Genomic DNA, 10572 nt, shown 5'->3' on the forward strand with positions numbered 1-10572 from the left:
CTGTATCGTTACATTTTCAAATGCTTCTCGATCATCTTCATAAATTCTAAAGCCGCTACACCAAGATACTTATCTGTACGATGCATAATACCAATCTGACGGGTAGGTGGGAAATCTGCTATTTTAATCAGACGTAATGTTGGATCATTAAGAGAAGCGGATAATGAATAAGGCTGAATACATGCTGCTACATTCGATTTGACAAAGCCATATAATGAAGAAGCTGTAGAAGTCTCTATAATAATATTTAAGTTTAATCCATGTTCTTTGCAATGACGTTCGATTAATTCCCGTCCTTTGAACCCTTTAGGATAAAGTACCAAAGGAATAGAAGGTAAAGCGGCAAGTGAAATCGACTCTTGATCCGCCAGCTCATGATTCTCAGAGACGACCAGAACAAATTCTTCTGTATAGAGTGGGGTTGTAACTAATCTAGGATCTGTAAATTCAATTAATGTAATACCAATATCCACTACATTATTGATAACCATCTCTGCTACCTCAATCGCAGAAGAGATTTTAAGATGAATATTAGGGAATTGATGATGAAAATCAATCAAGATCGGTGTAATTCGATAATCCAACTCTGCTGCCATTACCCCTACGACCAGATTCCCGCCTGTATATTCGCGTAATCCATTAATCTCATCGAAAGCATCTTGCAACTTTAACAAAATACTTCGTGCCTGACGTAATAAGATAAATCCTGCTTCAGTAAGAGTAATCTTTTTGCCGATCCGATCAAAAAGGAGTGTACCTACTTCTTCTTCCATCGTTCGAATTTGTATACTGAGTGTAGGTTGAGTAATCCCCAATCGTTCTGCGGCTTTGGTAAAATGTAATTCCTCACAAACGGCTACAAAATATTCAAGTTGTCTAATTTCCATAAGTATTCCTTTCCTAAATCTTATGATTAACGGTAAAATAATAGATTTATTTTTCTTTTTATCATTGTTTTTAACTATGATAAATCATTCTACCATTATTATTGATTATGTACATAATATATCATTTTTATCATAATAGACAACAATGAAAACGTATTTATGGATATATAATTTTTCTGAAAATTTATATTAGATATATAATAAATAGATTTATCATAGTTTTTAACAATGATTAAATTATTTATCATAGAAAATGACCTTTACAATATGTCAATATGATACTATTATTAATAAGGTAATCACTATTTAGACACAGAAAAAACACATATATGACAATATTACGAAAGAAGGAATTGAACATGAACGCATTTTATTTGGATAATGACGGCTCTATTAAAACGATTCTTAAAGGAAAAGAAATTTTAGCTAACCCTATTTTGAATAAAGGGGTTGCTTTTACAGCAGAAGAAAGAACAGATTTGGAACTGAACGGAATTTTGCCTCCTATGATCTTAACGATTGAAGAACAAGTTAATCGTGTATATGACCAGATCAATACTGAACCGAATAACCTTCGCAAAAATACAATGTTAAACGATTTATATAATCGCAATGTCGTTTTATACTATCGCTTACTAAGCGAGCACCTGAGTGAATTTCTTCCAATTGTATATACACCAACAGTAGGACAAGCGATTCAAGAATACAGTCAGCAATACCACAAACCAGGCGGTGTGTATCTTTCAATCGATAATATGGACGGGATTGAAGAAGCTTTCCGTAATACAGGCGTACAACCTGGAGATATCGACCTGATCGTAGCTACCGACTCTGAAAGTATTCTAGGAATTGGTGACTGGGGTGTAGGTGGTATTAATATCGCTATTGGTAAATTAGCAGTATATACTGCTGCTGTAGGTATTGATCCTAGTCGTGTACTTGCAGTTGTACTTGATGCCGGAACGAACAATCAGAAATTATTGAATGATCCATTATATATCGGTAATCGTCATGAAAGAGTTCGCGGTGGCAAATACGATGAGTTCGTAGATCGTTATGTACAAACAGCGATGAAATTATTCCCTAACGCATTATTGCACTGGGAAGATCTTGGAAATGTGAATGCACGTAATATCATTGAAAAATACGGCGATCAAATTTTGACATTCAACGATGATATTCAAGGTACAGGCGCAGTAACACTTGCAGCTGTGATGTCCGGTCTACAAGTTAGCGGTACATCACTGAAAGAACAACGTGTACTTGTATTTGGACCGGGTGCGGCTGGAATTGGTAATGCCGATCAGATTCGAGATGCGATGATGAAAGAAGGATTGTCAGAAGAAGAAGCAGAAGATCGCTTCTGGGCATACGATTATCGTGGTCTACTTACTGAAGAAACAGAAAATGTGTTTGCTTTCCAAAAACCATATCTTCGCCAAATGTCTGAAATTGCAGATTGGGCAACAGATGAAAATGGTAAAGTAAGTCTTTTGGAAGTCGTTAAACAAGTAAAACCTACTATTATGATCGGTACTTCTGGTGTAACAGGTGCTTTTACAGAAGAGATCATTAAAGAAATGGCTAAACATGTAGAACGTCCAATGATTATGCCAATGTCTAACCCAACATCACTTGCTGAAGCTGTACCGGCTGACTTGATCAAATGGACAGATGGCAAAGCATTGATCGCTACCGGTAGCCCGTTTGAACCTATCGAGTATCAAGGAACCACATTTGAATTTGGTCAATCCAACAATGCTTTTGTATTCCCTGGACTTGGTCTTGGAGCGATTGTTGCCAAAGCTAATGTATTCACCAAAGGAATGTTTACAGCGGCAGCCGATGCTGTTGCTCATGCTGTAGATTCTTCAGATCTAGGAGCTCCACTATTACCTAGAGTAAAAAATTTACAAGCAGTATCATTTAATGTTGCTGTAGCTGTTGCCAAAGCCGCTATTCAAGATGGTGTTGCACAAAATACTCCAACCGATATCGAACAAGCTGTCAAAGACGCAATGTGGCATCCCGTATATAGAACCGTTAAATCTACAGAGATGACGCCATTAAGCTAAATAACGCTTTATTACTAAATCGCATCACTCTCAGATTGTCTATCTATAGCAGATAGGCAGTCTGCCCTTTACAGGGTAGATTTGAAAATATAATGGAGGTCCTACAACATGTCAGTCGGTCATATTTTTATTATTTTAATACCTATTTTCTTTGTTATTATTCTTGGATTTTTGGGCGGTCATTTTAAAGTATTCAATTCCGCATCGTCCAAAGGTTTAAATACATTAGTGACCAAATTTGCACTACCTGCTCACCTTTTTATCGGAATTACTACAACAAGTAAACAAACGTTAATCGATAAATGGCCTTTTTTTATCACAATGTTTTTAGGGATTATCGGGTTTTATGTAATTTTGCTATTAATCCTAAGACTTGTGTTCAAAAAAGATTTAAATAGATCCTCTATTTTCTCCTTAAATGCTACTCAACCTTCTTTCGCTTTTATGGGTATACCTGTACTTGGAAGTTTGTTTGGAGCTGCTGAAGTTGCTATTCCGATTGCGATTACAGGTATTGTTGTTAATGCGTTACTTGATCCAATCGCAACTATTGTCAGTTCTGTAGGTAAAAAAACACAAGCAGGGCAAAAAGATGGACATCCTGAAAACTTGCTCAAACTGACTGTTCATTCGATTTTACATGGTCTTAGAGAGCCGCTCGCCTGTGTTCCTTTATTAGGGGTTGTGCTTACGATGTTTGGATTCCATTCTCCTGAATTGCTACAAAGTTCACTTGATCAAATTGGTAGTATTACATCTGGTGCGGCATTGTTTGCAATTGGTGTAACTATTGGTCTGAATCGTATTCAATTTAGTGCGAATGCTATCAGTATTTCGGTATTAAAAGTAGTCGGATTGCCTATTTTAACGTATGTATTAGCTTTAGCATTTGGATTATCTTCAACAGATATTACGATGGCTGTATTGTTGGTATCTTTCCCGGGATCAGCAGTCGCCGCAATGATTGCGTCTCGCTTTGAAACGTTGGAAGTCGAAACAGCTTCTTCTTTTGTTATTAGTTCTGTTTTATCCTTAATTTCTTTACCTATATTAATCTCGATTTTATTGTAAAATGTGTTTTTTTAGATCATACATTTTAATTTTAAAATAAATTTTAAATCAAAGTCGTTCGCTGAAAGATTTCCGGTGAATGGCTTTTTGTTTTGCATATTGATAATTGAATGTTGAATTTATAGATTATTCATATGAAAATAGAACAATAACGAAATCATATTGTGAGGGAGCAAATATGAATCAACGACAAGCTCAAAAAATCATTCCTGCTACATGGATTATGATCGAAAAACAAAATAACTCTACATCTGATTACATATTATATGCGATAGATTGGAAACGCAAAGCTAGATGGAGCTGGGAAGGCTGGAACGATTTAGCGGATCTGTTGCAATTTAATATTCCTGTTCGAAGAAAGTTAGGCAGTCCAAACTATTCTTCACAACCCTGTGCTAAAATTGCTAAAAAAGCTATAGTTCTACGTATGAATGAAGAACAATATGATGGGTTTGAGACGTTGTTATATAAACCTTTTTCCAAAAAGAAATGGAATTCTTTCCTAAAGGAGTATCGCCAATGAATTCATCACTAAGTATTCGAAATTACGCAGACAGTGATCAAGAACAAGTAGTACAGCTTATTCTCCATATTCAGCAACAAGAATACAATATACCGATTACTAAGGAAGATCAGCCAGACCTGTTATCCATTCAATCTTTTTATCAGAAAGGGAACGGTAACTTCTGGGTGGCTTGTGATGATGATCAAGTAGTGGGTACGATTGCTTTATTAGATATAGGGAATCAACAGGTCGCTCTTCGCAAGATGTTTGTCCATTCTGATTATCGAGGAAAAGTGTGGAATACAGCTACATTATTGCTACAACAAGCCGTTTCGTGGGCAACCCAACAGCAATTGACGCATATATATTTAGGCACAACTCTACAATTTATAGCTGCCCATCGATTTTATGAAAAAAATGGCTTTCAAGAAATAGAAGTAACCCAACTACCTGCTTCTTTTCCAGTAATGCAAGTGGATAAAAAGTTTTACCAATTATCCGTCACAGCGAATTCGTAATAAGAAAAAGGAGATAGCTATGGATAGATTGCAAGGTGGTCCTTTTTTAGAAATTAGCTTTCTAATGTTTGAATCTGAATCTATTCAAGTCATATTAGATAAATTGTGCGATCTTCCAATAAAGATAGAAATGCACATGACTACTGATCTTTTGCAAGCTTTTCATAAAGGATATCTATATGATGAACAAGACTCTAATAGTAAAAGAATTCATCAAATATGTGTTCGTCTTAATGTTCATACATCTAGAACTCGTCGAAGCGACCTTTATATTCAACGTATTGCTAACAATAGTTTATGTTTTTCAATGTGTTTTTATGGTAGTTCAGCAGATGTGCCTGAATGGAACCAAATTGGTATTAAAGATTCCGAATTAGATGAGTTTACAGCCCTACTTGTACAAATCTTTGAAAAATTAGAGTTTGTAGCTGGAGGGGTCGCCATAGAACAGGATGCTACTTTTATGTTTGATTCTAATCTAGAATATCCACATCAAGAGTATGAGTTAACACAATTAACCATACAATCTGTTTTACGTAATATGAATTCCTTTTATAGTATAGTGGTGAATAAAGATATCAGTAAAGATTACAACAGTAAACAAGTAGAACTATTGAACAAAGGAATACTTATACGTGATTCTTTACACTCAACAGAGAGGAGCAATACATAAATGACACTGCAACTGAAATCAGGAGATACAGTAGCACTAATTGCTTGTTCAGATCCTATTTCACAGGATCGGCGAGTACAGATTAATGAACTGATCGGGCATTTACAACAATGGGGGCTTCAAGTGGTAGAAGCTAGCACATTGATTGATGCTCATACCGCACAAGAAAAAGCAAACGAATTGAATCGGTTATTTGCTGATTCACAAATCAAAGCGATTTTTGATATCTCTGGTGGCGATCTGGCGAATGGAATACTTCCGTATCTAAACTATGCGCAGATCCGCACAGCTCAAACCACATTTTTTGGTATGAGTGATCTAACAGTAGTCTTAAATGCAATCGTACAGCAATCACAGATTCAGACGTACCATTATCAGATCATGAATATAATTAAAGAACATGGAGCCGAGCAACGGCAACAATTTTATCGTACCTTTTTTGAAGGTGGTTCAGATTTATATCAATTTGATTTTGACTTTATACAAGGTGAAAATCTGAATGGTGATGTGATTGGAGGCAATATTCGTTGCTTTTTGAAATTGGTCGGTACTCCTTATTTTCCAGATGTATCGGGTAAAGTTATTTTGTTAGAATCATGGAGTGGACGTGCAGCACGCATAATGTCTATGCTGGATCAGCTACATCAAATCGGTGTGTTTACTAGCTGTTCGGGGATACTGCTAGGTACATTTACCGAAATAGAACAACACCATGAATGGCATCAGATTCAGCAATATTTGTTGCAACTGACTGCACAGCGTCCTATTCCTATCGTAAAATCTAAAGGAATCGGTCATAATAGTGATAGCAAGTGTATTATTATTAGTTAAAATGTAACAATCGTCCTGAATGTGGCAAGAACAAGGAAAAATGAAATTTCTTTGTTCTTTTTCGTCTTTTTCGTTATAGGTCTTAGTGCATAATTTGTCTAATATTCGCATTTATACATAACATTTTCTTTGTTTTAAGCCGATTATTGTAAATAAGAGTCTATTTTTGAGTGGAACATGCTAACAATGTACTTAAAATGGTTAAGTTATAAAAAAATACTTAAAATATTGCGTATCTTCTTACTAAGACTCTTGTTCATAATGATGTTAACAACGATATACTTTGTTTAGCTATTTTAGTAAACGTATTCAGTAACCTAAAGGAGACAACAATGATCTATTTCGTGAGAAAAAACCAAGTAGAGAAATTACCAGAAGGTGATGCCGAACTGAATTATTGCTTAAAACAGTTGTTAGAACAAAATGAAGCAATTCTAATTGATCGGATGCCTGAAGATTTACAAATGCAAAGTATGCAATTGCTGTTGAGTAATCCCGCTTTTGTGATGGTTAATGTTCAAGATCAAGTGCAGGAGCGATTTATTCGTTCTCCGCTCAAAGGATTTTCTAGCGACGTATACGAAGAATCGTTATTGCTCATTACTTCGTATGTTAAAGATTTGCAATTAGAAATAGAAAAAGGTGCGAATGCGCTAGCCAGTTATCAACAAGGTGAACAACAAGGGATGGTACGAGATGGATTACGCAAAGCATTGATTGATCTGGGAGAACGTAGAGAAATCATGTCGATTATGCTTCAAGAAATTCGTTATCGTCTTAGTGAGCAAGCCAAGCAAGAACATGCTAGAGCTACAGAACGCTTTTCTGGAGATGAATGGAATAGTTAAATAGAATCGTTTATACGTTCAAGCTTATGCTATATATCTGCATAAGCTTTTTTTGTAGTGCATCATTTAAGCGATTTGGTGTTATAGATAATAGAGTCGTAGAATGTAGACCTAGATTAAAAGGAGGACATCTCATTGATATCACAACACAAAACCGTTCTAATTGCAGGCAGTACAGGTGATCTAGGAGGACGAATTGCTAGAGCACTTGTCGATGAAGGAGCAACTGTACGAGCTTTGATCCGTCGGGGCACACCTTTAGACAAAATAGTCCCGTTAGAACAGCTAGGAATACACATTGTAGAAGTCGATTATCATAACGCTACTGAGATGAAAGAAGCATGTCTCGATGTATCTTGTGTAGTGTCAGCTCTTAGTGGATTGGATGAAGTAATTATAGAAACGCAGACTTTATTATTAGAAGCGGCTGTAGCAGCAGGTGTTCCTCGCTTTATTCCTTCTGATTATTCTATGGATTATACCAAATTGCCTGTAGGATCGAATCGCAATTTAGAGTTACGTCGTGACTTTATGAAAATATTGGATCAGGCTCCGATCACAGCAACATCGGTTTTAAATGGAGCATTTGCAGATATGCTAACCGGTATGGCGCCGATTGTTTTGTTTTCTCACAAACGAATCCTGTATTGGGACGATGCCGATCAACCGATGGATTTTACCACCAAAGACAATGTCGCTACCTTTACAGCCAAAATTGCTCTGGATGATCATACTCCACGCTTTGTCTATATTGCAGGAGATCAGATCAGTGCACGTCAATTAGCTGTGTTGATGAGCTCGCTAACCGGTCAGCGCTTCCGTTTGTTCAAAGCAGGAAGCCGTAACTTTTTAGAGACATTGATTAAGATTGCACGTACCTGCTCGAAGTCAACCGATGATCTATATCCTGCTTGGCAAGGTATGCAGTATGTTCATGGTATGTTCAGTGGATTAGGAAAGCTAGAACAGATTAATAATAATCGCTATTCTGGCATACAGTGGACATCTGCTAAGCAAATCCTTACAAATCATATTCGCTTTTCGAAAGAATCAGCGAGTTAAGCTTTAACCGTTTTATTGCTATATTTTGAAACGTACATGCCCGAAAGTACAATATCCTTTTACAAGCAACTGATATACTATAAGAAGCTTGTGAAAGGAGGGCATTATGCAAAAACAGCATTTGATTGAGATTGCTAGAGAATTGCGTAAACCTGTCATGATATGGATTATTATTGCACATATAGGGATCACATTATTAGAAGTATTGAATCATAATCGTGTTCTTCATATCATTATTAGTAATATAAGTATTTTTTGTTTTATATTTTTAAATTGGCATTTCTCACGGTTTATTGAGAAAAGGACATGGGTCTATTTTATATTACAAAGTGGTATTTTAATCATAGCTGCTTATTTTATGACTTCCGGTTATTATTTGGTGATGATCGGACTTTATCCGATTATGATTGGACAGATGTTGTACTCCCCTTACTCCAAAGTAAAGATTATATCATTTGTTATTATTAGTTATATTATATGTATTTCTTATATGTGGTATATTGATTCCGTCTATATTAGTATCCTGTTTATCTGTTTATTCACATTGATGAATATCATGGTGGCTGGAATTATTCGATTAACTTTACGCCAATTTTCAGCGCGCTTGCGGACACAGCATTTTTTGAACGAATTAGAGATTGCTCATTATCAAGTAGAAGAATTAACCGTAGCGAATGAGCGTCAGCGGATGGCAAGAGATTTGCATGATACACTGGCACAGGGCTTAGCGGGTCTGGTCATGCAATTAGAAGCAGTCGATGCTCATTTGTCAGTAAATAATATCAAAAGGGCGCATGAAATCGTTCATTTATCTATGAATGGTGCTCGTCATACATTAGCAGAAGCTCGTAATGCTATTGACGATTTGCGTGTGCATACGGGGCTACAGATTGATTTTACTGAATCTGTTGAAAAAGAAATACAACATTTTATTGAATCTACAGGTATACCGATAGAGTATAAGATTGCAGCTCCTATAGAGGTATCACAGCTTATTCATGAACATAGTATTCAGATTATACGCGAATGTTTAACCAATATTATTAAGCATGCTCAGGCGACACAAGTGGAGTTAACGATTGGCAGTAATCCATATGATCTGATTATCGATATCTGTGATAATGGGAAAGGATTTGATACTCGCCAGATTGGTAAGCTAAGCGGACATTACGGGCTGATCGGTATGCAAGAACGGACACGTATTATACATGGAACACTAACGATTACTAACCGTATTCCTCAAGGAACTTCAATTCATCTGAAGATTCCCTGGAGAGCAGGAGAATATAATGAAACATAACGTATTGATAGTCGATGATCACTTTGTGGTAAGAGAAGGGCTTAAGCTTATTTTGGAGACAAGCGAAGAGTATCAGGTGATAGGAGAAGCGGAAAATGGTCAAGTGGCTCTACAGCGGATAGAAGAACTCAAGCCTGATATTATTTTGATGGATCTTAATATGCCTGTTATGAATGGGATCGAAGCGATAGAAAAATTACAAGAACAACACAGCTCTATCCCTATCGTTATCCTGACTACCTACAATGAAGACGATCTTATGATCAAAGGACTTACCATAGGAGCAAAAGGTTATTTGCTCAAAGATACCAAACGCGAGCATTTATTTCGTACACTCGATTCCGCTATTCGAGGAGAGACATTATTACAGCCCGAGATCATGGAGATCGTTTTTCAAGCGAAGCGTCAGGCGACACCGAAGAAACAGAGTACTTCTAATTCGTTTCCTTCTTTATCAGAAAAAGAAAAAATTGTGCTACAAGCAGCAGCTTACGGGCATCGGAGTAAAGAAATTGCTTTTGATATGGGGATAGCCGAACGAACCGTCAAAGCACATCTGACTAATATTTATAATAAACTAGGTGTAGATTCAAGAGCACAAGCTGTTGCGATAGCAGTAGAACAAGGATTAGTGCATATCTAGCCAAACAACATAAAGAACACATCACATAGTTATAGTGGTGTGTTCTTTTTTTGCGTACATGCCCGAAAGGGCAATAGCTGGATGTACGGATGGACGATTCGCTAGAGCGCAAGCTTTGTTAGGATCAAAGCAGAGAAAAGAAAACTATATTGGATAGAG

11 protein-coding genes are annotated in these 10572 nt (G+C 36.5%); 10 read left to right on the forward strand and 1 reads right to left on the reverse strand.

The window, feature by feature from the left end:
- Positions 1-8: 8 nt before the first annotated feature.
- On the reverse strand, positions 9-887 hold the full coding sequence (locus PQ460_RS11595; RefSeq protein WP_273612524.1) for a LysR family transcriptional regulator: 879 nt from the start codon (positions 885-887) through the stop codon (positions 9-11).
- Positions 888-1246: 359 nt separating this feature from the next.
- Here PQ460_RS11595 and PQ460_RS11600 point away from each other — a divergent pair, with 359 nt between their 5' ends.
- The 10 genes from PQ460_RS11600 to PQ460_RS11645 all read left to right on the forward strand — a co-directional run bounded on the left by PQ460_RS11600 (position 1247) and on the right by PQ460_RS11645 (position 10413).
- Entirely contained in the window at positions 1247-2962 is a 1716-nt protein-coding gene (locus tag PQ460_RS11600; protein WP_274172794.1) for an NAD-dependent malic enzyme, read from the forward strand.
- A 108-nt stretch (positions 2963-3070) separates the two neighbouring features.
- Positions 3071-4033 (forward strand): AEC family transporter, encoded by a 963-nt coding sequence (locus tag PQ460_RS11605; RefSeq protein WP_273612522.1) that lies wholly within the window; start codon positions 3071-3073, stop codon positions 4031-4033.
- Positions 4034-4211: 178 nt separating this feature from the next.
- The gene (locus PQ460_RS11610; protein WP_274172795.1) at positions 4212-4556 is read left to right on the forward strand and encodes a hypothetical protein; all 345 of its coding nucleotides are present in this window, start codon (positions 4212-4214) and stop codon (positions 4554-4556) included.
- Positions 4553-5056: a GNAT family N-acetyltransferase gene (locus PQ460_RS11615; protein ID WP_273612520.1), complete on the forward strand. Its 504-nt coding sequence runs from the start codon at positions 4553-4555 to the stop codon at positions 5054-5056. Before PQ460_RS11610 ends, PQ460_RS11615 begins: the two co-directional genes overlap by 4 nt.
- A 19-nt stretch (positions 5057-5075) precedes the next feature.
- The gene (locus PQ460_RS11620) at positions 5076-5729 is read left to right on the forward strand and encodes a hypothetical protein (RefSeq protein ID WP_274172796.1); all 654 of its coding nucleotides are present in this window, start codon (positions 5076-5078) and stop codon (positions 5727-5729) included.
- Complete coding sequence (locus PQ460_RS11625) at positions 5730-6560, forward strand: S66 peptidase family protein (protein WP_274172797.1); 831 nt, start codon at positions 5730-5732, stop codon at positions 6558-6560. It abuts the gene before it with no gap.
- 332 nt (positions 6561-6892) lie between these two features.
- Entirely contained in the window at positions 6893-7408 is a 516-nt protein-coding gene (locus PQ460_RS11630) for a hypothetical protein (RefSeq protein WP_273612518.1), read from the forward strand.
- 135 nt (positions 7409-7543) lie between these two features.
- On the forward strand, positions 7544-8470 hold the full coding sequence (locus PQ460_RS11635) for an aromatic alcohol reductase (RefSeq protein WP_273612517.1): 927 nt from the start codon (positions 7544-7546) through the stop codon (positions 8468-8470).
- 106 nt (positions 8471-8576) lie between these two features.
- Positions 8577-9770, forward strand: coding sequence for a sensor histidine kinase (locus PQ460_RS11640; protein ID WP_274172798.1), 1194 nt, complete (start codon positions 8577-8579; stop codon positions 9768-9770).
- Positions 9760-10413 carry a response regulator gene (locus PQ460_RS11645; protein WP_273612515.1) on the forward strand — a complete coding sequence of 218 codons (654 nt, stop codon included), beginning with the start codon at positions 9760-9762 and terminating at the stop codon, positions 10411-10413. Before PQ460_RS11640 ends, PQ460_RS11645 begins: the two co-directional genes overlap by 11 nt.
- The last annotated feature ends 159 nt before the right edge of the window (positions 10414-10572 follow it).

Origin of the sequence: Paenibacillus sp. KACC 21273, from assembly GCF_028736095.1 — a bacterium.
GTDB classification, from domain to species: Bacteria; Bacillota; Bacilli; order Paenibacillales; family Paenibacillaceae; genus Saccharibacillus; species Saccharibacillus kyungheensis.

Excerpts from the sequence above, each read along its gene's own strand:
- PQ460_RS11595 (WP_273612524.1), bottom strand. The coding sequence starts at position 887 with ATGGAAATTAGACAACTTGAATATTTTGTAGCCGTTTGTGAGGAATTA.
- PQ460_RS11600 (WP_274172794.1), top strand. The coding sequence starts at position 1,247 with ATGAACGCATTTTATTTGGATAATGACGGCTCTATTAAAACGATTCTT.
- PQ460_RS11605 (WP_273612522.1), top strand. The coding sequence starts at position 3,071 with ATGTCAGTCGGTCATATTTTTATTATTTTAATACCTATTTTCTTTGTT.
- PQ460_RS11610 (WP_274172795.1), top strand. The coding sequence starts at position 4,212 with ATGAATCAACGACAAGCTCAAAAAATCATTCCTGCTACATGGATTATG.
- PQ460_RS11615 (WP_273612520.1), top strand. The coding sequence starts at position 4,553 with ATGAATTCATCACTAAGTATTCGAAATTACGCAGACAGTGATCAAGAA.
- PQ460_RS11620 (WP_274172796.1), top strand. The coding sequence starts at position 5,076 with ATGGATAGATTGCAAGGTGGTCCTTTTTTAGAAATTAGCTTTCTAATG.
- PQ460_RS11625 (WP_274172797.1), top strand. The coding sequence starts at position 5,730 with ATGACACTGCAACTGAAATCAGGAGATACAGTAGCACTAATTGCTTGT.
- PQ460_RS11630 (WP_273612518.1), top strand. The coding sequence starts at position 6,893 with ATGATCTATTTCGTGAGAAAAAACCAAGTAGAGAAATTACCAGAAGGT.
- PQ460_RS11640 (WP_274172798.1), top strand. The coding sequence starts at position 8,577 with ATGCAAAAACAGCATTTGATTGAGATTGCTAGAGAATTGCGTAAACCT.
- PQ460_RS11645 (WP_273612515.1), top strand. The coding sequence starts at position 9,760 with ATGAAACATAACGTATTGATAGTCGATGATCACTTTGTGGTAAGAGAA.